This window comes from Mannheimia sp. (genome assembly GCF_056854775.1).
The window spans coordinates 1-24,863 of sequence record NZ_JBXGGI010000017.1; the positions used below are offsets into that span (position 1 = coordinate 1).

General features: G+C 39.9%; 26 protein-coding genes. 15 read left to right on the plus strand and 11 right to left on the minus strand.

Annotation, left to right across the window (positions count from 1 at the left end):
* The 3 genes from serB to ACJHV0_RS01280 form a co-directional block, all read left to right on the plus strand.
* On the plus strand, nt 1-663 hold a 663-nt coding region (gene serB / locus ACJHV0_RS01270; protein ID WP_483133159.1), incomplete at its 5' end, for a phosphoserine phosphatase SerB.
* A 13-nt stretch (nt 664-676) separates the two neighbouring features.
* Complete coding sequence (locus ACJHV0_RS01275) at nt 677-1,168, plus strand: YajQ family cyclic di-GMP-binding protein (RefSeq protein WP_025217875.1); 492 nt, start codon at nt 677-679, stop codon at nt 1,166-1,168.
* A gap of 79 nt (nt 1,169-1,247) precedes the next feature.
* Nucleotides 1,248-1,415: a DUF5363 domain-containing protein gene (locus tag ACJHV0_RS01280; protein WP_162621155.1), complete on the plus strand. Its 168-nt coding sequence runs from the start codon at nt 1,248-1,250 to the stop codon at nt 1,413-1,415.
* Nucleotides 1,416-1,453: 38 nt separating this feature from the next.
* Here ACJHV0_RS01280 and ACJHV0_RS01285 read toward each other — a convergent pair whose 3' ends face one another.
* A complete protein-coding gene (locus ACJHV0_RS01285) occupies nt 1,454-1,750 on the minus strand; it encodes a hypothetical protein (protein ID WP_334235824.1) in 297 nt (98 codons plus the stop codon).
* Between the two features lie 72 nt (nt 1,751-1,822).
* Complete coding sequence (mdh, locus tag ACJHV0_RS01290; RefSeq protein WP_483133160.1) at nt 1,823-2,785, minus strand: malate dehydrogenase; 963 nt, start codon at nt 2,783-2,785, stop codon at nt 1,823-1,825.
* A 198-nt stretch (nt 2,786-2,983) separates the two neighbouring features.
* Between mdh and argR the strand changes: the two genes are divergently transcribed.
* From argR to uvrD, 3 genes are all read left to right on the plus strand, one after another.
* Nucleotides 2,984-3,445: a transcriptional regulator ArgR gene (gene argR / locus ACJHV0_RS01295; RefSeq protein WP_025236548.1), complete on the plus strand. Its 462-nt coding sequence runs from the start codon at nt 2,984-2,986 to the stop codon at nt 3,443-3,445.
* Nucleotides 3,446-3,525: 80 nt separating this feature from the next.
* Nucleotides 3,526-4,422 (plus strand): TIGR01777 family oxidoreductase, encoded by an 897-nt coding sequence (locus tag ACJHV0_RS01300; protein WP_483133161.1) that lies wholly within the window; start codon nt 3,526-3,528, stop codon nt 4,420-4,422.
* A 44-nt stretch (nt 4,423-4,466) separates the two neighbouring features.
* Nucleotides 4,467-6,665, plus strand: coding sequence for a DNA helicase II (gene uvrD / locus ACJHV0_RS01305; RefSeq protein WP_483133162.1), 2,199 nt, complete (start codon nt 4,467-4,469; stop codon nt 6,663-6,665).
* 40 nt (nt 6,666-6,705) lie between these two features.
* Here uvrD and ACJHV0_RS01310 read toward each other — a convergent pair whose 3' ends face one another.
* Nucleotides 6,706-6,921 (minus strand): HP1242/YdcH family protein, encoded by a 216-nt coding sequence (locus ACJHV0_RS01310; protein ID WP_025236545.1) that lies wholly within the window; start codon nt 6,919-6,921, stop codon nt 6,706-6,708.
* Between the two features lie 186 nt (nt 6,922-7,107).
* Between ACJHV0_RS01310 and ACJHV0_RS01315 the strand changes: the two genes are divergently transcribed.
* Both ACJHV0_RS01315 and ACJHV0_RS01320 read left to right on the plus strand, forming a co-directional pair.
* Nucleotides 7,108-7,947: a dihydroorotate dehydrogenase gene (locus ACJHV0_RS01315; protein ID WP_483133163.1), complete on the plus strand. Its 840-nt coding sequence runs from the start codon at nt 7,108-7,110 to the stop codon at nt 7,945-7,947.
* Between the two features lie 121 nt (nt 7,948-8,068).
* The gene (locus ACJHV0_RS01320; protein ID WP_483133164.1) at nt 8,069-10,339 is read left to right on the plus strand and encodes an NADP-dependent malic enzyme; all 2,271 of its coding nucleotides are present in this window, start codon (nt 8,069-8,071) and stop codon (nt 10,337-10,339) included.
* 110 nt (nt 10,340-10,449) lie between these two features.
* Here ACJHV0_RS01320 and adk read toward each other — a convergent pair whose 3' ends face one another.
* The 5 genes from adk to zipA all read right to left on the minus strand — a co-directional run bounded on the left by adk (nt 10,450) and on the right by zipA (nt 16,735).
* On the minus strand, nt 10,450-11,094 hold the full coding sequence (adk, locus tag ACJHV0_RS01325) for an adenylate kinase (RefSeq protein ID WP_334228845.1): 645 nt from the start codon (nt 11,092-11,094) through the stop codon (nt 10,450-10,452).
* 104 nt (nt 11,095-11,198) lie between these two features.
* The gene (locus ACJHV0_RS01330) at nt 11,199-12,497 is read right to left on the minus strand and encodes an AmpG family muropeptide MFS transporter (protein ID WP_483133165.1); all 1,299 of its coding nucleotides are present in this window, start codon (nt 12,495-12,497) and stop codon (nt 11,199-11,201) included.
* 122 nt (nt 12,498-12,619) lie between these two features.
* Nucleotides 12,620-13,636, minus strand: coding sequence for a UDP-glucose 4-epimerase GalE (gene galE / locus ACJHV0_RS01335; RefSeq protein ID WP_334253531.1), 1,017 nt, complete (start codon nt 13,634-13,636; stop codon nt 12,620-12,622).
* 76 nt (nt 13,637-13,712) lie between these two features.
* A complete protein-coding gene (gene ligA / locus ACJHV0_RS01340; RefSeq protein ID WP_334237090.1) occupies nt 13,713-15,770 on the minus strand; it encodes an NAD-dependent DNA ligase LigA in 2,058 nt (685 codons plus the stop codon).
* A 65-nt stretch (nt 15,771-15,835) separates the two neighbouring features.
* Nucleotides 15,836-16,735, minus strand: coding sequence for a cell division protein ZipA (gene zipA, locus ACJHV0_RS01345; protein WP_483133166.1), 900 nt, complete (start codon nt 16,733-16,735; stop codon nt 15,836-15,838).
* A gap of 114 nt (nt 16,736-16,849) precedes the next feature.
* Between zipA and cysZ the strand changes: the two genes are divergently transcribed.
* Both cysZ and pnuC read left to right on the plus strand, forming a co-directional pair.
* Nucleotides 16,850-17,728, plus strand: a complete 879-nt coding sequence (gene cysZ, locus ACJHV0_RS01350; RefSeq protein WP_283386290.1) for a sulfate transporter CysZ — start codon at nt 16,850-16,852, stop codon at nt 17,726-17,728.
* Nucleotides 17,729-17,806: 78 nt separating this feature from the next.
* Nucleotides 17,807-18,547: a nicotinamide riboside transporter PnuC gene (pnuC, locus tag ACJHV0_RS01355; protein ID WP_025236536.1), complete on the plus strand. Its 741-nt coding sequence runs from the start codon at nt 17,807-17,809 to the stop codon at nt 18,545-18,547.
* A gap of 58 nt (nt 18,548-18,605) precedes the next feature.
* Here the strand turns inward: pnuC and malQ are convergent, their stop codons facing one another.
* Together malQ and purD are read right to left on the minus strand one after the other, a co-directional pair.
* Nucleotides 18,606-20,624: a 4-alpha-glucanotransferase gene (gene malQ / locus ACJHV0_RS01360; protein ID WP_483133167.1), complete on the minus strand. Its 2,019-nt coding sequence runs from the start codon at nt 20,622-20,624 to the stop codon at nt 18,606-18,608.
* A 107-nt stretch (nt 20,625-20,731) separates the two neighbouring features.
* Nucleotides 20,732-22,018, minus strand: coding sequence for a phosphoribosylamine--glycine ligase (purD, locus tag ACJHV0_RS01365; RefSeq protein ID WP_483133168.1), 1,287 nt, complete (start codon nt 22,016-22,018; stop codon nt 20,732-20,734).
* 232 nt (nt 22,019-22,250) lie between these two features.
* On the opposite strand from purD, the gene rpsF reads away from it, so the two are divergent.
* From rpsF to rplI, 4 genes are read left to right on the plus strand one after another with little or no spacing between them, the layout of a single operon-like run.
* Nucleotides 22,251-22,625 (plus strand): 30S ribosomal protein S6, encoded by a 375-nt coding sequence (gene rpsF / locus ACJHV0_RS01370; protein WP_025236533.1) that lies wholly within the window; start codon nt 22,251-22,253, stop codon nt 22,623-22,625.
* A 1-nt stretch (nt 22,626) separates the two neighbouring features.
* A complete protein-coding gene (priB, locus tag ACJHV0_RS01375) occupies nt 22,627-22,974 on the plus strand; it encodes a primosomal replication protein N (RefSeq protein WP_334228851.1) in 348 nt (115 codons plus the stop codon).
* Nucleotides 22,949-23,176 carry a 30S ribosomal protein S18 gene (gene rpsR, locus ACJHV0_RS01380; protein ID WP_005598105.1) on the plus strand — a complete coding sequence of 76 codons (228 nt, stop codon included), beginning with the start codon at nt 22,949-22,951 and terminating at the stop codon, nt 23,174-23,176. The genes priB and rpsR overlap by 26 nt, the downstream gene beginning before the upstream one ends.
* Nucleotides 23,177-23,191: 15 nt before the next feature.
* Nucleotides 23,192-23,641, plus strand: a complete 450-nt coding sequence (gene rplI, locus ACJHV0_RS01385; protein ID WP_283386286.1) for a 50S ribosomal protein L9 — start codon at nt 23,192-23,194, stop codon at nt 23,639-23,641.
* A 53-nt stretch (nt 23,642-23,694) separates the two neighbouring features.
* Here rplI and dnaQ read toward each other — a convergent pair whose 3' ends face one another.
* On the minus strand, nt 23,695-24,471 hold the full coding sequence (gene dnaQ / locus ACJHV0_RS01390) for a DNA polymerase III subunit epsilon (protein ID WP_334228852.1): 777 nt from the start codon (nt 24,469-24,471) through the stop codon (nt 23,695-23,697).
* Between the two features lie 190 nt (nt 24,472-24,661).
* Between dnaQ and ACJHV0_RS01395 the strand changes: the two genes are divergently transcribed.
* Complete coding sequence (locus ACJHV0_RS01395; protein WP_155930789.1) at nt 24,662-24,820, plus strand: hypothetical protein; 159 nt, start codon at nt 24,662-24,664, stop codon at nt 24,818-24,820.
* The last annotated feature ends 43 nt before the right edge of the window (nt 24,821-24,863 follow it).

A 24,863-nucleotide genomic window follows, 5' to 3' on the forward strand; every position in this document is an offset into this window, starting at 1 on the left:
ACTCCAAATTTAAACCAAGCCGGTTTGTTATTAATGGATATGGATTCAACCGCCATTAAAATTGAGTGTATTGATGAAATCGCTAAGCTTGCCGGCACGGGCGAAATTGTGTCTGCGATTACCGCAAGTGCAATGCGTGGCGAGTTGGATTTTGAGCAAAGCTTACGCAAACGTGTTGCTACACTTGAAAATGCACCTGAAGCTATTTTGCAAAAAGTGCGAGAAAATCTACCGCTTATGGACGGCTTTGAGCAAATGGTGTCGCTTTTGAAAAGCAAAGGATGGAAATTGGCAATTGCCTCCGGTGGATTTGACTATTTTGCTGATTACTTAAAAGAAAAATATGGCTTAGATTTTGCCGTATCGAACCAACTGGAAATTATTGATAGCAAATTAACCGGTAATGTATTGGGTAAGGTTGTGGATGCTCAACATAAAGCCGATACACTACAACAACTTGCGACAGAATTTAATATTCCAAAAAATCAATGGGTTGCGGTGGGTGATGGAGCAAATGATTTGCCAATGTTAAGCATCGCCGGCTTAGGCGTTGCCTTACACGCCAAACCAAAAGTACAAGAACAGGCGAATTTTGTGGTAAACTTTGGCGACTTAACCGCATTGTGCTTGCTGCTGAATGCGAAGAATTTATTTCAAAATTAATGGAGAAGAAAAAATGCCATCATTTGATATTGTATCTGAAATCACAATGCACGAAGTGCGTAATGCGGTTGAAAATGCAAACCGTGTGTTAAGCACCCGTTATGACTTTCGTGGTGTTGAAGCGGTGATTGAGTTAAACGAGAAAAACGAAACTATTAAGCTTACCACCGAATCGGATTTCCAATTAGAACAGTTAATTGAAATTTTAATCGGCTCTTGCGTAAAACGTGGTATTGAGCATAACTCACTTGATATTCCAGCTGAAAGTGAGCATCACGGTAAACTTTACTCCAAAGAGATTAAGCTCAAACAAGGGATTGAATCGGATATGGCGAAGAAAATTACTAAGCTGATTAAAGATTCGAAAATCAAAGTGCAAGCTCAAATTCAAGGCGAACAAGTGCGTGTAACGGGTAAATCTCGTGATGATTTACAGGCAGCTATTCAATTAGTGAAAGGGGCAGATTTAGGACAGCCTTTCCAATTCAATAACTTCCGTGATTAATTAAGTTGGCAAGCGGTTGTTTTTTACAAATTTTTCACCAAAAACAACCGCTTGTCATTTCTTCTAGTGGAGAAAGACAATGAGCGAACAAACCGAAAAGAAAAGCTGGTTTAAAAAAGCCCTTGAAAAGTACGACCAATTTTGTGATGAATTAGGTGTAAATCAAGGTGCTTGTCGAGGCTGTGTGCCGGTAGTGAAATTTGACCCTGAACCTGAAAAAGAGCAAAAAGCCGAAAAGAAAGAGTAATAATACGCCCATAAAATGGGCGTATTGCGATTCTCTATTTAATCAGCATAGTAATGGCTATATTTCTCTTTTACTCCGCCTTGATTTGCACAAGGATTTTGCATATCTGTTGAATAAATCCCGTTAAAGCAAAGTGCCGTTGCATTTTTCGGCTTTTGCATATTCTGATTTGTAGTCGTCGTGTTATTTGCTAATTTTGATTCACTAATATGAATATTCTTTTGTTGTGCATAATCTAATTTATTATCGCCACTTACGACTTTCACAGGCTTATTAGATGAACAAGCAATAATAGAAAATGCCATTAAACTAATAATAATCTTGTGTTTTAACATAATCATTTCCTTCTGATAATAATAAAATTAGATAAAAAAAGGGCTGACAGTGATCAGCCCTCATACTTTTAATTAAGCATCTTTATTGAATTTTTGACCTAATTCAATTTCTTCATTTAAAATCGGAATTAAATCTTCTACTTGTTTTTTCTCAAAATCGCTTAATTTGCCAATTGGTAGCACTTCTGCTAAGCCATCTTTACCTAAGCGAATTGGGTAAGCAAAGAATGCCGGAGAGGTTTCTCCGTTTGTGTTATCAATATAAGCATAGCGAAGAACATCTTCACCAATTAATCCTCTTACCAAACCAAGTGCAAATTCTGCACCTGCTTGTGCCATTGATAAGGTTGCTGAGCCGCCACCTGCTTTCGCTTCAACGACTTCCGTGCCTGCATTTTGAATGCGGTGAGTTAATTGCTCAATTTGCTCTTGAGTGAATTCAAGTTTTAAGCCATTTACGGTTGCTTGTGAAAGTAATGGAAGAATAGTTGTGCCTGAATGCCCGCCAATAACAGGTACTCTCACATATTTCACATTCACATTTTTTGCTTCAGCCACAAAGGTATTAGCACGAATTACATCTAATGTGGTTACACCAAAGAGTTTGTTTTTATCGTAAACACCGGCTTTTTTCAGTACTTCTGCAGCGATAGGAATAATCGTATTAACCGGGTTAGTGATAATTGCGATACACGCTTTCGGGCAAACTTTTGCTGCTTTTTCCACTAAGTTATGTACGATAGTTGCGTTGACATTGAATAAATCAGCACGCGTCATACCCGGCTTACGAGCAACACCTGCAGAAATCACAACCACATCAGCATCTTTAAGTGCATCAGTCGGATCTTCACCTGCAAAACCTGTTACTTTAACATCCGTTGGTATATGGCTTAAATCAACCGCAATGCCGGGTGTAACAGGGGAAATATCATAAAGAGATAATTCAGATTTAGCAGGTAAATTGAGTTTTAATAATAATGCGAGAGATTGACCAATGCCACCTGCTGCACCTAAAAGAGCGACTTTTTTACACATAAATTTCTCCTAATAAGTTATGGAAGTTTAGATTAATTTTAGTGTAAGGCAAATTTTTTCGGGATTCAAACAGCAAATCTCATTTTTGAGACATAGAGCAAATTTTTTATTGGATTTTTTCTTGGTTTATTGATTTATTTGCATAAATAAGCAAGAATGATGAATAATTTTAGCTTTTTTATGAATAAGAGAATGAATGTGGATAAGATAGATAATTTATCAGAAGCGTTTAAATCACTACTGCGAGAAGAAAAATTCAGCTCACAAAGTGAAATTGTAACCGCATTACAAGAAATGGGGTTTGAGAACATTAACCAATCAAAAGTTTCTCGAATGTTGTCTAAATTTGGGGCGGTTAGAACACGTAACACCAAAATGGAAATGGTCTATCAGCTCCCTGTAGAATTAAGTGTGCCAACAACATCAAGTCCACTTAAAAATTTAGTGGTTGATATTGACTACAATGAAGCATTAATTGTGGTAAAAACCAGCCCGGGAGCAGCCCAACTTATTGCACGCTTACTGGATTCAATGGGAAAAGCTGAAGGCATTTTAGGTACAATTGCAGGCGATGACACCATTTTTATTACCCCTGTCCGTCAGGTTTTGGTGGAAGATTTAATTAAAAATATCACGGAGCTATTTGAAACATCATTGTAGCTAGATGGTAGATAACTAAATTGTAAATAATTAAGGCAGTAGCGTGGCAAGTTTGCCATTTTTTTATAAGGAGATAACGTATGAATATTCTTATTACGGGTGGTACGGGCTTTATTGGTACTGAGTTAATTAAAAAGTTAAAATCTGAAAATCATCACTTTACACTTTTAGTTAGAAATAAAGACAAAAAAAGTGATGATAAACGGATTACATATTGCTATTCACTCGATGAGTTTTCCGATTTGAACGACTTTGATGCGGTTATTAATCTTGCCGGTGAGCCCATTTTTGATAAGCGTTGGACGGAGCAACAAAAGCGTAAACTCATTGAAAGCCGAGTTAAAATGACCAATAAGCTCAGCGAATTAATTAATGCGAGTGTTAATCCTCCGCATACTTTTCTCTCAGGTTCGGCAATCGGAATTTATGGCGATTTACCGAAATCTGCAAATTTTTATACAGAATCGACCGCTTGTTATCAAGATTGCTTCACTAATCACCTTTGCCAACAATGGGAGAGGGCAGCTCTCGAAGCTGAAAGCGATAAAACCAGAGTTTGTTTAATCCGTACAGGGACGGTCTTTTCGCCAGAAGGTGGGGCATTAAAGAAAATTTTACCGATTTATAAATGCGGATTAGGCGGAAAACTCGGTTCAGGAAAGCAATATTGGGCGTGGATTAGCCGCCGAGATCACATACAAGCGGTCATTTTTTTACTAAAAAATGCAAATTGTTCGGGTGTTTACAATTTTGTTGCACCAAATCCCGTAAGAAATGAGGAATTTAATCGTATTCTAGCGAATGCCGTTAATCGTCCCGCTTTCTTTGCTGTGCCTGAATTTGCGTTGAAATTAGGCTTAGGTGAACGAGCTTGTTTAGTATTAGATAACCAGCAACTCATTCCTGAAAAACTCCTCGCAGCCGGTTTTGAATTCCGAGATCCCATTTTAACGGAGAACATTTTCCTAACCCCATAATTTAGGCTATAATGCTGTATAAAAGCACAGATTAAAGGGCAATTATGGATTTCTCATTATTATTAGATGGTTTAAATGACAAGCAGCGAGAGGCTGTCGCTGCACCAATCGGCAATTACTTGGTTCTGGCGGGAGCCGGTTCGGGCAAAACAAGGGTTTTAACTCACCGCATTGCGTGGTTAATTGGCGTGGAAAATATACCGGAATCAAACATTCTCGCCGTAACTTTTACCAATAAAGCCGCTGCAGAAATGCGACACCGTATTGAACATACCCTAACCCAATCGGGAGATAACCGCCTGTTTGGTATGTGGGTAGGCACTTTTCATAGTATTGCTAATCGTTTATTACGCTCCCATTATTTAGATGCCGATTTACCGAAAGATTTCCAAATTATGGATACCGAAGATCAGCAGCGTTTACTTAAACGCTTGTTGAAACTACACAATATTGATGAAAAACATTTCCCACCTAAACACGTTGCGTGGTATATCAATGCTCAAAAAGATAAAGGCAATCGTGCGAAAGATATTGAGCATCATAACGATCCGAATGAGAAAAAGTTAGTTGAGATCTACCAAATTTACCAAGATGCTTGCGACCGAGCAGGTCTTTTGGATTTTGCCGAGCTACTTATTCGTGCCTATGAATTATTTAAGCATAAACCTGCTATTTTACAGCGTTACCAGCAACGTTTTCAGCAGATTTTGATTGATGAGTTCCAAGACACCAACAATATTCAGTACGATCTCATTCGTTTATTGGCAGGAAATGTCGGTAAAGTGATGATCGTGGGCGATGATGACCAATCTATTTACGGTTGGCGTGGGGCGCAGGTGGAAAATATCCAACGTTTCCTCAATGATTACGACAACGCTCAAACCATTCGTTTGGAACAAAATTACCGCTCTACAGGTAATATTTTAAGTTGTGCTAACGAATTAATTGCCAATAATGATAACCGATTAGGCAAAAATTTATGGACGGACAGCGGCGATGGCGAGCCGGTGGATATTTATTGTGCTTTCAATGAGCTGGACGAAGCTCGATTTGTCGCCTCTCAAATCAAACAATGGAAAGAGGACGAGGGCGATCTTGCCGAATGTGCAGTGCTTTACCGTAGCAACAGCCAGTCCCGTGTGATTGAGGAAGCCTTAATTCAAGCCAATATTCCGTACCGCATTTACGGTGGAATGCGATTCTTTGAACGCCAAGAGATCAAAGACGCGTTGGCGTATCTGCGTTTGATTGCCAACCGCCAAGACGATGCTGCATTTGAGCGTGTCATTAATACTCCAACCAGAGGCATTGGTGATAGAACCTTAGATACGCTTCGCCAAATTACCCGTAATCGCCAAATTACGTTATGGCAAGCTATTCAAGTGGCGGTGCAGGAAGAACAACTTTCAGGCAGAGCAGCCTCTTCATTACTCCGCTTTGTTGAGTTGATTAATGCCTTAGATCAAGAAACCGAGCAGATGTCTTTAGCCGAACAAACCGATTATGTGATTAAAAAATCGGGCTTGTATGAAATGTATAAGCAAGAAAAAGGCGAGAAAGGCGAAGTTCGTATTGAAAACTTAGAAGAGTTAGTTACCGCTACCAAACAATTTGTAAAACCTGATGAAGCAGAAGATTTAACGGATTTAACCGCCTTTTTAACTCACGCATCCCTTGAAGCCGGTGAAGCTCAAGCCTCTCAACACGAAGATTATGTGGAGCTAATGACATTACACTCAGCGAAAGGCTTAGAATTCCCACGTGTATTTATGGTGGGTGTGGAAGAAGGGATTTTCCCAAGTGGAATGAGTTTTGATGAAGGCAGATTGCAAGAAGAACGTCGCTTGGCGTATGTTGGCATTACTCGAGCGAAGAAAAAGCTCACTATCAGCTATGCGGAATCCCGCCGTTTATACGGCAAGGAAGAACGCCATATTCCTTCTCGCTTTATTGCCGAGTTACCGGAAGAATATATTCGTGAAGTGCGTTTAAGAGGTTCAATTAATCGTGCGGCGAGTTTTAATCAATCTTCGGCATTTGCAAAAAATCCAGCAAAAACGACCGCTTCCATTTTAAATGATGATAGCTGGAAAATGGGGCAGAAAGTAAATCACGCCAAATTCGGACAAGGTACGATTATCAATGTGGAAGGTTCAGGCGAAGCAACCCGTTTACAAGTGGCATTCGTCGGTAATGGGATAAAATGGCTGATTGCAAAAATGGCAAATTTAGAGAAGCTATAAACGAAAAAAGTCCAGAAATTCTGGACTTTTTCTTTAAGTATTAAGCAGATTTTTGTTTTAGGATAGCGTAAAGCTGATCTTTTAGATGCAGTTTTTCTTTTTTTAGAGTCTCAACTTCTTCGTGGGTGGCGATCTCAATATTAGCTTCCATATTTTTGATACGCTGATCTAGCTCGTTATGTTTGTCAAACAAGCGAGAAAAATGTGCATCGCTTTGTTTTAATTCTGTAATTAAATCACGAAATTCCGGAAACATATTTAACTCCTATTTGTTGTTTGTCATATTTATAACAAAATACTAGCATTTTTTCGTGATTCTACGCATAAATCTTTCTGATTTTTTGAACTTGATCACAAAATTTATATCGAAAATTAGTATGTGTGATAACCCTATTTAAGGCTATAATAGCCACCATAACTTTTATCTTTAGGATACCAAATAATGCGTTATAAAGCGGTCTTTTTTACACTGTTCTCTCTATTTTTAGGCACAGCAAATGCAACTTGGAAAAAAATTAACGATGTCAATTATACTTGGGGACCGTTCAATATTTATCACATCACACTTTTTACCGAAACGGGGCGCTATGATGAAGGTACACGTCCATTAATGCTCACATTGCAATATAAAAAGCCGTGGGAAGGGCGTGATTTTGCAGTTTCTTTAGCAAGAACTTGGAATAATTTAGGCATTCAACTGCCCGAACAAGAGGTTGATGAAGTTATTACTCGTCTGAGAAAAACATTCCCTGACATTAAACCGGAAGATACTTTGCACTATATCGCGTTAGAAGATAGTGGCTACTTTATTTTAAATGATCGTGTTGTATCTGAAGTGTTTAATAAAAAATTTAGCGATGCTATTGCTGCGATCTGGCTCGATTCTAAAATGGATATCAGCCGCCAATTATTAGATCCATCATATAAACCAAAAGTGGAAGAAAAGAGTACAGAGCAGACTGTAGAGCAAGTGGCAACTGAACAAAAAACCGAACAAGTTAATACCCAAGAAACGAAGATTGAGGCTCCGCAAACGGAAAATAAAACGGAAGAATTAGCTAAAAAAGAGATAGATATCAATGAAGCAAAACCGAATGTTAAAGCAGAGCTAGCTCCTCCACAAGATAAACAAGAACAAGATATCACTGCCAATAAAAAAGATGAGAATAGCTCTGAAAATAAAGCAGAAGAAAAGCCCAAAGTGCTTAAAATTGAAAACCCAGAGGTGCTGATTTTACCGATTTATGATGATTTCTTAATGTTGAATAAGCATTATATCTAATAAACAAGCGGTTGAATTTATATCATTTTTTGCAAATTACCTTTTCCGGTCTCTAGGTCTGGAAAAGAATATTAAGTTGTTGAAATATAATTAATTTTACCACTAAATTAAGGATTGAACTATGAGTGATTTACGCCAAGCTGCACTGGATTTCCACGAGTTTCCAAAACCGGGAAAAATCGAAGTTACCCCAACCAAATCTCTTGCTACGCAGAGAGACTTAGCTCTGGCGTACTCACCGGGAGTGGCTGAGCCTTGTTTGGAAATTGAAAAAGACCCATCAGCAGCTTATCGCTACACAGCAAAAGGCAACTTAGTTGCAGTAATTTCAAACGGTACAGCGGTACTGGGTTTAGGTAACATCGGTGCATTGGCTGGTAAGCCTGTGATGGAAGGTAAAGGCGTACTATTTAAAAAGTTCGCTGGTATTGATGTATTTGATATTGAAATCAATGAAACCGATCCGGAAAAACTGGTAGATATTATTGCCTCACTAGAACCGACTTTCGGTGGCGTAAATCTTGAAGATATTAAAGCACCGGAGTGTTTCTACATTGAGCAAAAACTGCGTGAGAGAATGAACATTCCTGTTTTCCACGACGATCAACACGGTACGGCAATTATTAGTGCGGCAGCAGTCATTAACGCCCTGCGTATTGTGGATAAAAAAATTGAAGAGGTTCGTTTAGTTGCATCAGGTGCGGGGGCGGCGTCAATTGCGTGTTTGAACTTGCTTGTTTCACTTGGTATGAAACGTGAAAACATTGTGGTATGTGATTCCAAAGGTGTAATTTATCAAAACCGTGATGATCGTATGGACGACACCAAAAAAGCCTATGCAATTGTGGATAACGGCTGGCGTACGTTGGGCGATTCTATGCCAAATGCAGATATTTTCTTAGGTTGTTCGGCAGCGGGTGCATTAACGCAAGATATGGTTCGTTCAATGGCTGCTCACCCGATTATTCTTGCTCTTGCTAACCCGAATCCTGAAATTACTCCGCCTGAAGCAAAAGCAGCTCGCCCTGATGCAATTATCTGTACCGGTCGTTCAGATTATCCAAACCAAGTAAATAACGTGCTTTGCTTCCCATTTATTTTCCGGGGGGCGTTAGATGTGGGGGCAACCACTATTAATGAAGAGATGAAAATGGCGGCGGTGTATGCCATCGCAGATCTTGCTCTGGCAGAACAAAATGAAGTGGTTACTTCGGCTTATGGAGGCGAAGGGGCAACATTTGGAGCGGACTATATTATTCCTCGACCATTTGATCCTCGCTTAATTGTGCGTATCGCCCCTGCTGTTGCAAAAGCTGCGATGGATTCTGGTGTTGCAACTCGCCCGATTACAGATTGGGAAGGCTATATTGAAAAACTCACGCAGTTTGTTTACAAAACGAGTTTATTTATGAAGCCAATTTTCAGTCAAGCGAAAGCCGATAAAAAACGTATTGTACTTGCTGAAGGCGAAGAAACTAAAGTTCTCCACGCCACACAAGAGATTGTTTCAATGGGCTTGGCATATCCGATTTTAATCGGTCGTCCTGCGATTATTGAAGCTAAAATCAAAAAATTAGGCTTACAGATTGTAGCAGGCAGGGATTTTGAAATCGTAAATAATGAACAAGATGACCGCCACGAGCAGCTTTGGAAACGTTACTATGCTCTAATGAGCCGTCGTGGTATTACGGAAGCGATTGCAAAACGAGTAACCACCTCAAATACCACCGTAATTGCTTCATTGCTTGTTGAAATGGGCTATGCAGATGGTTTAGTGTGTGGCTTGTTTGGCTCATACAGCCGCCATTTAGAAGCAATTAAAGATATTATCGGTACGAAAGAAGGCGTAAAAGTGCCGGCTGCACTAAATAGCCTTGTGCTGCCAACAGGAAATGTGTTTTTAACCGATACTTATGTTAATGCTGATCCAACCGCTGAAGAGTTAGCAGAAATCACGCTAATGGCAGCAGAGGAGATCAAACATTTCGGTATTGAGCCGGCGGTTGCACTGCTTTCACATTCAAACTTTGGCTCGAATAACTATCTTGGAGCACCGAAAATGCGTGAAACATTACGTATTGTGCAAGAGCGTGACCCTAGCCTCAATATTGATGGTGAAATGCACGGCGACTTAGCTCTTAATGAAGAGTTACGTTTAGCTCATATGCCGGATACCACCTTAAAAGGTTCAGCAAACTTATTGGTGATGCCAAATGTGGAATCCGCCCGCATCAGCTATAACTTACTGCGTGCCACCACAACGGCGATTACCGTTGGACCGATTCTAATGGGCGTAAAAAAATCAGCCCATATTTTAACGCCGGTGGCTTCTGTTCGCCGTATTATTAATATGGTGGCATTTGCAGCGGTAAAAGCCCAAACGCAAGCCTAATAAAATAACAAGCGGTCGAAAATTTGCAAAAAAATGCAAAATTTTGACCGCTTGCCATAGACAATAAAAAAATCTGCACTAATTGAATAGTGCAGATTTTGTATATTCAATTAAAGTAAGATTTTTTCTAATTCAGCACTTACTTCTTCAACCGGTTTTGTACCGTCTAAACGCTCATAGCGAGTGTTACCCGCTTCTGCTTCAGCGGTGTAATAAGCAATTAACGGCTTAGTTTGTTTGTGATAAATCGCTAAACGCTCTAATACTGTTTCTGGCTTGTCGTCTTGGCGGATAATTAAATCTTCGCCGGTTACATCATCTTTGCCTTCTACTTTTGGTGGATTGTACACTACGTGGTAAGTACGACCGGACGGTTGATGTACTCGGCGACCACTCATACGCTCAACAATCACTTCATCAGCAACATCAAATTCAAGTACTAAATCAATTTTCACGCCTGATTCTTTTAACGCATCAGCTTGTGGGATAGTACGAGGGAAGCCATCTAATAAGAAACCTTTAGCACAGTCTGGTTGTGCGATACGATCTTTTACTAACGCCACGGTTAATTCGTCCGGTACAAGTTTTCCTTCGTCCATCAAGGCTTTGGCTTGTTTGCCTAACTCAGTGCCTTCTTTGATAGCCGCACGGAACATATCGCCCGTTGAAATTTGCGGAATACCGAATTTGTTCATAATAAACTGAGCTTGAGTGCCTTTGCCTGCACCCGGTGCACCTAATAAAATAACTTTCATTTGTAAACCTCAATAACTAAAAAAATGAATAAATAACTTAGGCAATAACCTTACCGATTACTGCCTAAAATTGCAAATTTTTTTATAAATTTAACCGCTTGTAACTAAGCTGAGTTTTGCTCTGTCCAAGGAGCAACCTTAAACAGCATTAACATTCCCGGAATGCCAATAAAGAAGCAGAGCCAGAAGAATTGATAATAGCCCATCATTTCTACCAGATGCCCTGTGTATGCCCCTAACATTTTGCTTGGTAAAGCAGCAAGACTAGTAAAAATGGCAAGTTGCATTGCTGTATAAGCCGGATTGGTTTCACGTGCCATAAAGGCTACGAAAGCGGCGGTGCCTAGCCCTACGCCCAGATACTCGCCTGCCATCACTAAACCTAATCTCCAAAGTTCCGCAGCTCCAATGCTTTCGGTAGGGAAATATCCAAAGCTGGCAAGATACGCAAAACCTAAAATGGTTACTAACTGAACTAAGCCAAACAACCACAAGGCACGGTTTACACCCAATTTCAACATTGCAATACCGCCAATAATACCACCGCCAATACTACACCAAAGAGAAGTCATTTTTACAATGCCTGCAATGTGCGATTTAGTAAAACCCATATCTAAGATAAATTTAGTTTGCAGTGTGGTGGCGAGAGAGTCGCCTAATTTATAGAGAAAAATAAATAAAATTAACCCGATAGCCCCAGCGACTCCTTTACGGGTAAAAAATTCTCTGAACGGATCAACAAACGCCATATAAAACGGCTTGGAACGATCGATAGGTTTATGATTAGGTTCAGCGGCGATTAGCGTAATAAATAAGCAAGGCACTAAAAAAGCAGCCGTAATCAAGAAAACCGTATCCCAAGCGTAGTGATCCGCTAAAAACAGTGATAATCCACCGGGAATTAAACCTGCAATGCGATAAGCATTAACGTGAATGGAATTACCTAAACCCAGTTCGTTATCCGATAAAATCTCACGGCGGAACGCATCAACAACAATATCTTGCGTAGCGGAAAGGAACGCTAATATTACCGACAACGTTACCACAATCGAAATCTCTTTCGCCGGATCAAACAAGCCAAAGCTGGATAAAATAACTAAAAGCCCAATTTGAGAAATAAAAATCCAACTTCTACGTCTACCTAAAAATGGTGGAAAATAACGGTCTAATAACGCAGCCCAAAGAAATTTCCAAGTGTAGGGAAGGGAAGTAAGGGTAAATGCCGCAATGGTTTTAATATCTAAATTCGCACTGGTAAGCCAAGCCGGCATTAATTGAATTAACACAAATAACGGCAAGCCAGAACAAAAACCCGTGTAAATACAAAGGAGCATATTTTTTGTAAAAATCTGCTGCCAAATAGAAGGCTTTGTAGCATTATTTTCAGGCGTGTAAGCGGTCATATTTTTCCTAAATTTTGCAAAAGAAAAGATGATATTAGGTTAATATACCATAGCTTGAATACCTTCTCTAATTATTTGCGATTTAAGAAAAAAGAGCTATCTTTCGATAGCCCTTCATTTCTTTAGCCTTTATAACCATTCGGGTTATTTTTTTGCCAATTCCACGTGTCTTTCATCATTTGCTCTAAGCCACGCTCGGTTTTCCAGCCGAGTTGTTCGAGGGCTTTCTTAGGATTAGAGTAATATGAGTCAATATCGCCTGCACGGCGTGCTACTATTTGATAAGGTACTTTAATGTCATTCGCTTTTTCAAACGCTTTTACCATATCTAATACTGAATAACCAATGCCTGTACCTAAGTTGTAGATATGCAAGCCAGCTTGATCTTGGTGTTTATCTAAGGCTTTTAAATGACCTACTGCTAAATCAACAACGTGAATATAATCACGAACGCCTGTACCATCGTGAGTAGAGTAGTCGCCACCAAAAACAGACAGTTGTGGTAATTTACCTACAGCTACTTGGCTAATAAATGGCATTAAATTATTTGGGATACCGTTTGGATCTTCGCCAATTAAGCCGCTTTCGTGAGCCCCCACTGGATTGAAGTAACGTAAAATAACCGCACTAAATTGTGGATTGGCTTTTACAGTATCTTCTAAAACACGTTCAACCATATATTTTGATGTTGCATAAGGGCTAGTTGTTGCTCCCACTTGAGATTCTTCTGTTACAGGAATAATTTCTGGTACACCATATACTGTCGCTGTTGAACTAAATACAATAGTATTTACACCTGCTTTAAGCATTTCTTCCACTAAAACAATTGAGCCACCTACGTTGTTTTCATAGTAAAACAAAGGTTTCTGTACGCTTTCCCCTACCGCTTTTAAGCCAGCGAAGTGGATAACTGATTCAATTTTATGATTTGCAAAGATTTTGCGTAAGATATCGCGATCTAATACATCACCTTTATAAAAGGTTAAATCTTTACCTGTAATTTGTTTTACACGCTCTAATGAAACTTCAGAAGCATTATGTAGATTATCTAATACTACGACTTCACGGTTGATATTCAATAATTCTACTATTGTATGAGTACCAATATACCCTGCACCGCCTGTTACTAAAATTGCCATTTTATGTTCCTTTTGCAAAATTTACGAAGAAAATAACCGCTTGTATTTTACTCGTTTTTTCCTTGTTTTACGAATATTAATGCGTTGTGAGATCAATAAAATCTTGCTCAGTTAAAATCTGAATGCCTAGCTCTTGGGCTTTAGTCAGTTTTGAACCTGCTTTTTCACCTGCGATAAGGTAATCGGTTTTGCTTGAAACCGAGCCTGAAACTTTGCAGCCTAAACTTTGTAATAACGCTTTGGCTTCATCACGAGTCAGCTGAGTGAGTGTGCCTGTTAATACCACATTTTTGTCTTTTAATGGATTATCAGCAATTTCAGTTTTAACCACATTTTCCCAATGCACGCCTTGAGCAATTAAATCTTCTACCACCTCAACATTATGTGGCTCTTGCCAGAAACTCACAATGCGGTTTGCTACCACTTCGCCGACATCTTGAACCTCTTTTAATTGCTCAAAATCAGCTTGGCGGATTGCTTCTAGGCTACCAAAGTGATTAGCTAAATTGAGAGCAGTTGCTTCGCCAACTTCACGAATGCCTAATGAGAACAAAAAGCGAGGAAGGGTGGTATTTTTCGCTTTTTCGATACTATTTAAAGCATTTTGAGCGGATTTTTCGCCCATTCGTTCTAATCGCATTAAGGTTGTATGATCGAGCTTGAATAGATCGGCTGGAGTTTTAATTAACTCACGAGCCATTAATTGCTCAATCAGTTTTTCGCCTACGCCATCAATATCCATCGCTTTCCGAGAAACAAAATGTTTTAATGCCTCTTTACGTTGAGCCCCACAGAATAAGCCGCCGGTACAACGTGCGACAGCCTCGCCTTCTACCCGAACAACCGCAGAGTTACAGATAGGACAAGCGGTCGGAAATTCAATTTTTTTTGCATTTTCAGGACGACGTTCAGCAACTACACCTGTAATTTGTGGAATTACATCACCTGCTCGGCGAATAATCACGGTATCGCCAATTACAATGCCTAAACGTTCAATTTCATCGCCATTATGTAGCGTAGCATTGCTTACTGTTACACCTGCTACAAATACAGGCTCTAATTTTGCAACAGGCGTGATTGCCCCTGTTCTCCCTACTTGGAAATCTACTTCTTTCAAAATAGTCATTTCTTCCTGTGCAGGGAATTTGTAAGCAATCGCCCAGCGTGGGGAACGAGAGATAAAACCAAGTTGCTCTTGTAAGGCAATATCATTGACTTTCAATACCGTACCATCAATGTCATAGCCTAGCGTTGGGCGTTTAGCTTGGATTTCGGCATAATACGCCAAGAGTTCTGTTTTGCCTTGAGCTAAGCGGATTTCATTATTCACAGGAATCCCGAGCGATTTCAGCCATTGTAAACGCTCAAACTGAGTATTTGGCAATTCGTCATCACTTTCATAAACGCCAATGCCGTAAGCATTTAGCACGAGTGGACGCTGGCGAGTAATTTTCGGATCTAACTGGCGTAGTGAACCAGCTGCTGCATTGCGAGGGTTAGCAAAGGTTTTCTCGCCTTTGGCTAAGGCTTTTTCATTTAACTCATTAAAGCCTGCCTGAGGCATAAAGACTTCACCACGAATTTCTAAACGAGCCGGCGGATTGAGCGTATTGAGTTTTAACGGAATATTACGAATGGTGCGGATATTTGCCGTAATATCTTCGCCTGTTGTGCCATCGCCTCGGGTTGCCGCACGGGTGAGCAAGCCGTTTTCATACAAAATACTTACCGCTAAACCGTCTAATTTGGGCTCGCAGCAAAATGCTAACTCATTTGGATTATTGATAATATAGCTCTCCATTCGGCGTAAAAAGCCATCTAAATCATCATCACCAAAGGCGTTATCTAACGAAAGCATTGGCATTTCGTGTGTAACTTGAGCAAAGCCTGACAATGGTTTTGCACCCACTCGTTGCGTTGGAGAATCTGCGGTAATCAGTTCCGGGTGTTGCCATTCAATATTTTTCAGTTCATTCATTAAGCGGTCGTATTCCGCATCCGGTACGCTAGGATTATCTAAAACGTGATATTCATACTCGTATTGACGTAACGTTTGGCGAAGTTGTTCGATTTGCTCAACTAATGCAGATGTGGCATTTTCTTCAAATAAAGAGCCTTGACTAAATAAAGACATTGGTAAAATTCTCTACAAAAAAGACCGCTTGTAACAAGCGGTCGAAAAAACAATTATTTTTGCAATTAACGCATTACACGTTGCATATAACGCTGGCGAGATTCTTCGCTAAACGGTTGTTGAGCATCGTCATATAAATAACCGCCGAGTGATGATGCCAAGTGTTCCGCATTGCTCAGTAATAATTTCATATTCACAATATCGTTGCCTTCAGTCGGTAACTGCATAAATAGCACTAAACCGGCGGTGGAGAAGTTAGCAATATTGTGTAAATCAAATGTGCCCGGATTCATTAAGTTCGCTGCACTGAAAATAATCGGGCTGAGCGAATCGTCAATGTGTTGGTGGCGGTGGAAAATTTGGTGTTCGCCAAAACGTAATCCAACTTCTTCTAAATAATGAACCACATAATCGCCACGGAACGGCTCATTTTGCGGTGCGTAAACATAAAGCGTTACAAATGGATTTTCTTCTTGTTCAGCTTGCACAACTTCGGTTTCTTCTACAGGTGCAACTTGCACTTCTTGTTCAGGCGTAATAACAACATTAATCGTTGGGTTCGCAAAATCAGGTGTATTTTGAATATGTTGCTGATTAGAAATTTGCTGACCGTAGGTGCTAACAGGCTCTGCTATAGGTTGTTGAAGCTGCACTGTTGTTTGAACTTGAGGTTCTCCCGGTAAGCTGATTTTGATATTTTGCAATGAGCTTTCCACTTCCTGTTGGATCTGCTGTGGATTTTCTTCCGGCACAGACATTGCTTGATATTCATTAGCTTGCGGCTGCAATGAAGCAGGAATATTGTTATTTAGCTCATTACTTGGTGGAGGTACAACAACAGGTCTGCTTGAAAAAGTGTTTGAGAAAATGTTCGATTTTTCACGGCGGGCAGACCAAATACTAAAGCCGATTAAGACCGCAATCAATAATCCGGCTAGAATAAAGAAAATAATATGCAGTTCCATTGTGTCCTCTTTATTTTAAATAATCAGTAAAAAATACATTTTCATATTTGCGAAAATAGTGTGCGTAGCTTACCATATTTCTAACAAATTTTTGATAAAAAATAAGGAATGATTATGTCTTCTGCTTTTTCACAGCCACAAACTCAGATAGGGCTTGGTTTTCACTACTTTATTTATGGCTGGAAATTGTTGCTGCAACGCCAATTTTTACCCTTTGTGATTTTTCCGATTTTGATTAATACCGTGTTAATGGTTGGGCTGATATGGGCGTTTTTTGCCAACATTGGCGGGTTGTTGGCATTAATGTTACCAACTTGGTTGGAATGGCTTAGCTTTATTCTGATTCCGCTGATTTTTTTGATGATTTTAGTTGGCTTTTATTTTGCCTTTACCACATTAGCAAACTTTGTAGCTGCTCCTTTTAATGCTTTGCTGGCTGAAAAAGTTGAACTACAACTCACGGGCGAGCCATTGGGTGATATGTCTTTCGGGGCAATGTTAAAAGATGTACCAAGAATGCTAAAACGTGAGTGGCAAAAAATGATGTATAGCATTCCAAGATTAATTGCCCTTTTTGTACTTGGTTTTTTACCTGTGGTGGGGCAAACCATTGTGCCTATTCTTACCTTTATGTTTGGGGCGTGGTTAATTGCCATTCAGTATTGCGACTATCCGTTTGATAACCATAAAATCAGCTTTCAGCGTATGCGAAATGCACTTACACAATACCGCACGCTTAATTTTACCTTTGGTGCGTTAGTGAGCTTATTTACGATGCTACCATTTGTGAATTTGGTGGTGATGCCTGTGGCAGTCTGTGGGGCAACGGCGTTATGGGTAAATGAATATCGCCATTTCTTCTTAAATAATCAAACAGGCGAGTTCAGCAAAGCAGACTATACCTTTAAACGTTCAGGAACCGCAGTAACTACAGAAATGCGTTCAGGAGACGTAAGTACAGAAGTAAGAAAAGGCGATATCAAATCTAAGTAAGATTTCCTTTACTAAATTTTGCTTTTTTTGTTTTTATGTTCTATGATTTGAGATATATTTTTTACATCGGAGGCGTGTATGCAAGATTCATCATTTTCAACGAAATTAAAACAAGAACTTTTCGGCGGTTGGACTAAATTTGAAGCAGGGTGGTTGCTGACTTTCCTTGCGATACAAATCGCCATTTTTATTTACCAACCAGATAGCTGGATTGCCACTATTGCAGCAATTACAGGCATTTTATGTGTCGTTTTTGTGGGTAAGGGGAAAATCAGTAACTACTTTTTCGGCTTAATTTCCGTTTCGCTTTATGCTTATATTTCATACACTTTCCAGCTTTATGGCGAGATGATGTTAAATTTACTCGTTTATGTACCGGTGCAATTTATCGGGTTCTATTTCTGGCGTAAAAATATGACAAGCCAAAATACGGTAAATAATGCAGGGGTAGAGGAAGTGATTGCAAAAGCCCTAACCGCGAAGCAGTGGGGGATTGTGATTATCTCTGCAATTATCGGTACATTCCTTTATGTTGAATTACTGAAATATTTAGATAGTGCTTTACCGTTACTTGATGGAGCAACAGTGGTTATTTCAATTGTGGCTCAAATCCTAATGGTGCTACGTTACCGTGAACAATGGGCGTTGTGGATTATCGTTAATATTATGACGATTTCACTTTGGACGGCAATGTACTTCCAAAACGGCGAAACCAGCTTACCGTTATTAGTGATGTATGTGATGTATCTTTGTAACTCTATTTATGGTTATTACAACTGGATTAAACTTCACAGAAATCATCAGCAAGAGATTAGATAATTAAATACAAGCGGTTGTTTTTCAGTAAAATTTTACGAAAAAACAACCGCTTGTTACATTATTTCTTGCGAATGGTGTTGATGTCCGTAAGCAATTTTTGGATATCCGGATTTGCAAAAATCTGCTCCGTCGTGGCTGATAATTTTCTTCGCCAGTTCGGGTATTCTGTGCTTGTTCCCGGAATGTTCACAGGCTCTAGCATATTCAACCAATCTTCAGGTTGTGTACCAAATAATGCACTGTTGGTGTGTGCTACATAGCGTTGTAATTGGTGGGTGAATTTCACGGTTATGCCCACTTCATTTGGCTCCAGTTCCATTACCTTTTCCACTGCTGTGCGGATATTCAAACGGTCATAAGATCGCTCTTCTTTTAGCTTGCGTAATACCGCTTTACTTGGGTAAGTGTCAAATTTTTCGCCTAACTCAAAGTCATAGCCTTTCCAATAGCCTTGAATTGTCGGTAAATCGTGAGTACTAAGCGTTGTCATTGCTTGGTAAGGGTAATCTTCCAGCGACTTATAGCTATTTTCTGCTTTTTCAAAATAGAAAATGTTGTAGGCTAAAATGCCTTTTTCTTCCAGAGATTCTAAAATCCCTTCTGGCACAGTACCAAGAGCTTCAGCAATAATTAAACATTGATGGCGTTGGCTTTCTAACGCCAAAATGGAAAGCAGATCGTCTAACGGATAGCGAACATAAATCCCCTCTTTAGCTGATTCACCAGTTGCTACCCACCACATACGGGCAAAACCAAGAATATGATCGATGCGTAATGCACCACAATGTTTCATATTGGCTCGCACCAACTCAATGAAAGGTTGATAGCCTCGGGTTGCTAAAATATGTGGGTGCATTGGTGAAAGCCCCCAGCCCTGTCCATTTGGGGCAAGCATATCAGGCGGTGCTCCGATAGAAGCCTCTTGCACAAATAATGCTTTATCTGCCCAAGTTTCCGCTCCATTATTAGTTACACCTACCGCTAAATCACGGTAGAACCCAATCGGCATATTTAATGATTTAGCAAAATGATCACATTCTGAAAGTTGCTGAATAGCAATAAATTGTAACCACATATAAAAACGGATAAGTTGGGCTTGAGTTTGCTGAAATTCTGCAACCTTAGGCGATTGGTAATTTTGATATTCTTCTGTCCAATCCTGCCAACCACCGTGCAGACCAAGTTGCTCAGAAAAGTGTTGGTGTAAAGCATCAAAGGTTGCTTGAATTTTTAACGATTCTCCCGATTGTTCAAAAAAATCGTTAAATTCGGCTTGGTTTTCGGTTGAGAATTGCTCAAAGGCAAAACGTAATGCGGTTAATTTCAGTTTGGTTACTGTGCTGTAATCCACGTAATCTCTAGCCCTTAATTCAGCAAGTTGTTGCTGAATATCTGTAGCGTTAAACCATTCTTGGGCTTTTTTCGATTGTTTGAATGCCTCAACTGCATTGATATCAATATAGATAATATTTTGCCACAAGCGAGATGACGGACTGTAAGGGCTTGCCCCTTCAGGGTTGGCTGGAAATAGAGCGTGAATTGGGTTTAGACCGACAAAATCTGCACCATATTCAGCAATCTTTGCAAGAAATTGCTTCAAATCACCAAAATCACCCACGCCCCAGTTTTGTGCTGAACGTAACGTATAAAGCTGTAAAAATGCACCCCATAATTTTTTCTGTTGTTGTAATAGGGTAGGCTGAAAGGCTTTTTCAGGGGTAACTATTAGAGAACAGTTTTCCTCTGTCTCCTCTGTTTTAAGCAAGAGTGTGTGATAGCCCAAAGGGAGATCTTTTGGCAGGGTTAAAACTGCCTCTTCACTTTTTTCAATTTCGCCAGTTAATTGTTCGCCATTTTCAAGAGTGATTATCCATCGTGCTTTATCGTCATTTGCAAAAAAAAGTGGAATTTCAACCGCTTGTTTCTCTTTAATCACTTTTACAAGCGGTAAGATTTTCGGATTTTTTTGCAAATCTAAAGGTGCATTTAAAATTTGCTCGATTTTCTCAAATGCACTCGGATTGGCATATTCTTGAATATTCGGATCGTAAAAATAAGGGTTGATTGTAGTTGTCATAATTTCCTTAGTTTTTATTATTTAGCTTATAAAATAAGCAGCAATAATAACTGTAAAAATAAAGGCATACAATATTTGGTATGCCTTTATTAACTATACATTTAAGCTTATTTACCTTCTTCTCTTGCAACAGCTCGATAACCAATATCTTTGCGATAGAATCTGCCTGTCCATTGGATTTGTTCGGCAAGTTTTAAAGCTTTTTGTTGGGCTTCAAACACGCTGTTACCGAGGGCTGTGGCACAAAGCACACGCCCGCCGTTGGTGAGTAATTTACCCTCTTTTTGTTCCACACCGGCAAGGAACACTTTTTGATTTGGAGTAGCGGTTGGAATCCCAGTGATTTCATCACCTTTGCGGTAATCACCTGGGTAACCTTCAGCGGCAAGCACGATACCAAGAGCAGCTTGTTCACACCATTTTGATTTGATTGTATCTAATTTTTCTTCACAGGCTTTTAAGCAGAGTTCGACTAAGTCTGATTCCAAACGCATCATAATCGGCTGCGTTTCAGGATCACCAAAGCGGCAGTTAAATTCAATCACTTTCGGCTGACCGTTTGGCATAATCATCAAACCTGCGTATAAAAAGCCGGTGTATGGATTATTTTCACTCGCCATTCCACGCACGGTTGGGTAGATGATTTCTTCCATCACACGGTTGTGAATTTCAGCGGTTACAACCGGAGCCGGTGAATAAGCCCCCATTCCGCCGGTGTTTAAACCTTTATCGCCTTCACCCACACGTTTGTGGTCTTGCGAGGTTGCCATCGGCTCCACATTTTTGCCGTCCACCATCACGATAAAGCTCGCTTCTTCGCCGTCTAAAAATTCTTCGATTACCACACGGCTGCCGGCTTCCCCAAAGGCGTTACCTGAAAGCATATCACGCACAGCATCTTCGGCTTCTTGTAAGGTCATTGCCACAATTACGCCTTTGCCTGCGGCTAAACCGTCCGCTTTAATCACAATCGGAGCACCTTTTTCTTTTAAGTAGGCAAGTGCCGGTTCAACTTCGGTGAAGTTGTGGTATTCAGCAGTCGGAATATTATGGCGAGCCAAGAAATCTTTAGTAAAGGCTTTTGAGCCTTCTAACTGTGCAGCAGCTTGGGTTGGACCAAAAATTTTTAAACCATTGGCACGGAAAGCATCAACCACACCGGCAACGAGCGGAGCTTCAGGACCAACGATAGTTAAGCCGATCTCCTGTTCTTTGGCAAAGGCAACAAGATTAGGTAAATCCGTGCCGGAAATTGCTACATTTTCAATACCGTTTTCGGTTGCAGTTCCTGCATTACCCGGAGCAACAAAAACCTTGTCTGCTAATGGAGATTGGCGGACTTTCCACGCAAGAGCGTGCTCACGCCCACCGTTGCCGATAATTAAAATGTTCATATAATTCCTTGATAAAATAAAAAAGCAAACGTTTGCGTATTGTACTTTATTTATTTGTTTGATGACAAGCGGTCGTTTTTACTCAATTTTTTGCAAAAAGATGAATTGTTGCTTGCAAAATAGGCTTTTTTCCGTATAATTCCGCTGTTCAGTCACATCCGTTTTTTAATCCTTGCTTCCACAAGTTGGTGACTGGCTAAAGTTGGAGGCTGCTAACCCGTAAGGATAGTCAATGCGTCACTACGAAATCGTTTTTATGGTTCACCCGGACCAAAGCGAACAAGTACCGGCAATGATTGAGCGTTACACAGCATCTGTTAAAGAAGCTGGCGGTCAAGTTCATCGCTTAGAAGATTGGGGTCGTCGTCAATTAGCATACCCAATCAACAAACTTCACAAAGCACACTATGTGTTAATGAATGTAGAAGCGCCACAAAGCGTAATCGATGAGTTAGAAACTAACTTCCGCTACAACGATGCGGTTCTTCGTAACTTAATCGTTCACACTAAAGCGGCGGTAACAGAAGCGTCTCCAATGTTAAAAGCACGTGAAGAGCGTAAACCTGTTGAAGCAGCAGAAGTTGAAGTAGAAGAAGCAGGCGAATAATTTGTCTGTTGAAAATTGTTTAATTTTAAGTGGCAAAGTTGCCAGCTTAGTTAAACAGAGCCTAAGCCCGCTAGGAGTTCCACATTACAGTTTTTGGTTGGAACATCGTTCAAATCAAATTGAAGTGAATTTAGAACGTCAGGCGTGGTGTAAAATCCAAGTGATTTTAGCAGGCAATCAATTTAGTTATTTAACCCAACAAATCAAGCTCGGTGAAAATGTGAGAATCAAAGGTTTTATCCATACTCACAAAGACTACAACGGTTTAAACCAATTAGTTTTACACACCGAACAAATTGAATTTATAGATCAGGAGAAGCCAAATGGCACGTTATTTCCGTCGTCGTAAGTTCTGCCGTTTCACAGCGGAAAATGTTGTTGAAATCGATTACAAAGATATCGCTACATTAAAGAACTACATTTCTGAAAGCGGCAAGATTGTTCCTAGCCGTATTACTGGTACTCGTGCGAAGTATCAACGTCAATTAGCTCGTGCAATCAAACGCGCTCGCTACCTTGCGTTACTTCCATATACTGATAACCACCAATAATCAGGAGAGAGTACAATGCAAGTTATTTTATTAGACAAAGTTGCTCACTTAGGTTCTGTGGGCGACCAAGTAACAGTTAAATCTGGTTTTGCGCGTAACTTCTTAATCCCACAAGGTAAAGCAGTTATGGCAACAGCAGCTAACATTGCTCACTTCGAAGCTCGTCGTGCAGAATTAGAAGCGAAAGCAGCTGATGCATTAAATGCAGCACAAGCTCGTGCAGCTAAAATTGCTGAAATTGCAGCTGTATCAGTATCTGCAACAGCAGGTGATGATGGTCGTTTATTCGGTTCTATCTCTGCAAAAGACATCGCTGAAGCATTAACTGCAGCAGGCGTTGAAGTTGCTAAATCTGAAGTTCGTTTAGGCGAAGGTCCACTTCGTACAACAGGCGAACACCAAGTTAAAATTCACTTACACCCTGAAGTGAATGCAACTGTAGCAGTAAACGTTGTTGCTGAGTAATCAGTAATAAAGATAAAAATAGACCCAGCCTAGTGCTGGGTTTATTTTTTGAATTAATTTAAGATTTCTGCTTCTTCAGTCATTGTTTTTGTCCAAAGACAATTTCCTTTCGATTTCTTTTCAATCAGCTTTAATAATGCCAAATGCGATTCTTCCTCTTCAGTATTGGCTTTAAGAATAATAGCGTCATCTGCATTTAGTGTAATTGCTGAAAATTCTTCTTCACTATCGACAACAGCCGATGTCGTTTCTACTTCTTCTTCGCCTAATAATGAAATTTGCCCGCCGGTCATCATCAAGAAAACATCGGCTAGGATCTCCGCATCCAGCAAAGCTCCGTGAAGTACACGCTTGCTGTTATCAATGCCTAAACGGTCGCACAAAGCATCTAAATTATTTCGCTTACCCGGATACATCTTACGTGCCATTTGTAGGCTATCGGTAACTGTACACATTTCAGATGTTTTAGCCGGAGGATTAGGCAGATAAGAAAATTCCTGATCCATAAACGCCACGTCGAAGGGGGCATTATGAATAATCAGCTCAGCTCCTTTGATGAAATCTAAAAACTCATCGGCGATGTCAGCAAAAACAGGTTTATCCTGCAAAAATTCATTGGTAATTCCGTGAACTGCAATCGCTTCTTCATCGACTTCACGTGGTGGCTTGATATAAACGTGGTAAGTTCGCCCGGTCAAACGGCGGTTAATCACTTCAACCGCTCCGATTTCGATAATATTATGCCCAATTTGTGGCGGTCCACCTGCCATATTCATTCCTGTGGTTTCAGTATCCAGAACCACTTGGCGAATAATTTTTTCTTCTGTCATATTTTCCCTTTCTATAATTTGATCTTGTAAAATTTTACCAAAATTGAACCGCTTGTAGAGAAATTTTTACTTTGAGTTTTAAAAGTAGATTAAATGCACAAAAACCATACATTGAATGTGGTTAAATTGCTTTCGTTAAAAGATGATTTTTAATATAATATAAAAGCTTTAATTTTAAAGGAGACAAAATATGAAAAATATAATGAAAATTTTTGCAGTTGTATCTGTTGTTGCAACATTAGCCGCTTGTACAGGTGTGCGTGGACACGATGGTTCAGGTCCTGTATGTGAAAATGCGACCTTTATGGGCATTTCTATTATTGAAGCGGTTTCTCCGTGTAAAAAATAAATTCTATTTTTATACATAGAGATATGAAAAAGCTCAAATCTGA

Bases quoted from the DNA above. Each gene is read 5' to 3' on its own strand.
- galE (WP_334253531.1), bottom strand. From the start codon at position 13,636: ATGGCAATTTTAGTAACAGGCGGTGCAGGGTATATTGGTACTCATACA.
- uvrD (WP_483133162.1), top strand. From the start codon at position 4,467: ATGGATTTCTCATTATTATTAGATGGTTTAAATGACAAGCAGCGAGAG.
- mdh (WP_483133160.1), bottom strand. From the start codon at position 2,785: ATGTGTAAAAAAGTCGCTCTTTTAGGTGCAGCAGGTGGCATTGGTCAA.
- dnaQ (WP_334228852.1), bottom strand. From the start codon at position 24,471: ATGACAGAAGAAAAAATTATTCGCCAAGTGGTTCTGGATACTGAAACC.
- rplI (WP_283386286.1), top strand. From the start codon at position 23,192: ATGCAAGTTATTTTATTAGACAAAGTTGCTCACTTAGGTTCTGTGGGC.
- ACJHV0_RS01315 (WP_483133163.1), top strand. From the start codon at position 7,108: ATGCGTTATAAAGCGGTCTTTTTTACACTGTTCTCTCTATTTTTAGGC.
- ACJHV0_RS01310 (WP_025236545.1), bottom strand. From the start codon at position 6,921: ATGTTTCCGGAATTTCGTGATTTAATTACAGAATTAAAACAAAGCGAT.
- ACJHV0_RS01300 (WP_483133161.1), top strand. From the start codon at position 3,526: ATGAATATTCTTATTACGGGTGGTACGGGCTTTATTGGTACTGAGTTA.
- ACJHV0_RS01330 (WP_483133165.1), bottom strand. From the start codon at position 12,497: ATGACCGCTTACACGCCTGAAAATAATGCTACAAAGCCTTCTATTTGG.
- purD (WP_483133168.1), bottom strand. From the start codon at position 22,018: ATGAACATTTTAATTATCGGCAACGGTGGGCGTGAGCACGCTCTTGCG.
- ligA (WP_334237090.1), bottom strand. From the start codon at position 15,770: ATGTCTTTATTTAGTCAAGGCTCTTTATTTGAAGAAAATGCCACATCT.
- zipA (WP_483133166.1), bottom strand. From the start codon at position 16,735: ATGGAACTGCATATTATTTTCTTTATTCTAGCCGGATTATTGATTGCG.
- malQ (WP_483133167.1), bottom strand. From the start codon at position 20,624: ATGACAACTACAATCAACCCTTATTTTTACGATCCGAATATTCAAGAA.
- ACJHV0_RS01320 (WP_483133164.1), top strand. From the start codon at position 8,069: ATGAGTGATTTACGCCAAGCTGCACTGGATTTCCACGAGTTTCCAAAA.
- ACJHV0_RS01395 (WP_155930789.1), top strand. From the start codon at position 24,662: ATGAAAAATATAATGAAAATTTTTGCAGTTGTATCTGTTGTTGCAACA.
- adk (WP_334228845.1), bottom strand. From the start codon at position 11,094: ATGAAAGTTATTTTATTAGGTGCACCGGGTGCAGGCAAAGGCACTCAA.
- pnuC (WP_025236536.1), top strand. From the start codon at position 17,807: ATGCAAGATTCATCATTTTCAACGAAATTAAAACAAGAACTTTTCGGC.
- cysZ (WP_283386290.1), top strand. From the start codon at position 16,850: ATGTCTTCTGCTTTTTCACAGCCACAAACTCAGATAGGGCTTGGTTTT.
- rpsF (WP_025236533.1), top strand. From the start codon at position 22,251: ATGCGTCACTACGAAATCGTTTTTATGGTTCACCCGGACCAAAGCGAA.
- ACJHV0_RS01285 (WP_334235824.1), bottom strand. From the start codon at position 1,750: ATGTTAAAACACAAGATTATTATTAGTTTAATGGCATTTTCTATTATT.
- ACJHV0_RS01280 (WP_162621155.1), top strand. From the start codon at position 1,248: ATGAGCGAACAAACCGAAAAGAAAAGCTGGTTTAAAAAAGCCCTTGAA.
- rpsR (WP_005598105.1), top strand. From the start codon at position 22,949: ATGGCACGTTATTTCCGTCGTCGTAAGTTCTGCCGTTTCACAGCGGAA.
- ACJHV0_RS01275 (WP_025217875.1), top strand. From the start codon at position 677: ATGCCATCATTTGATATTGTATCTGAAATCACAATGCACGAAGTGCGT.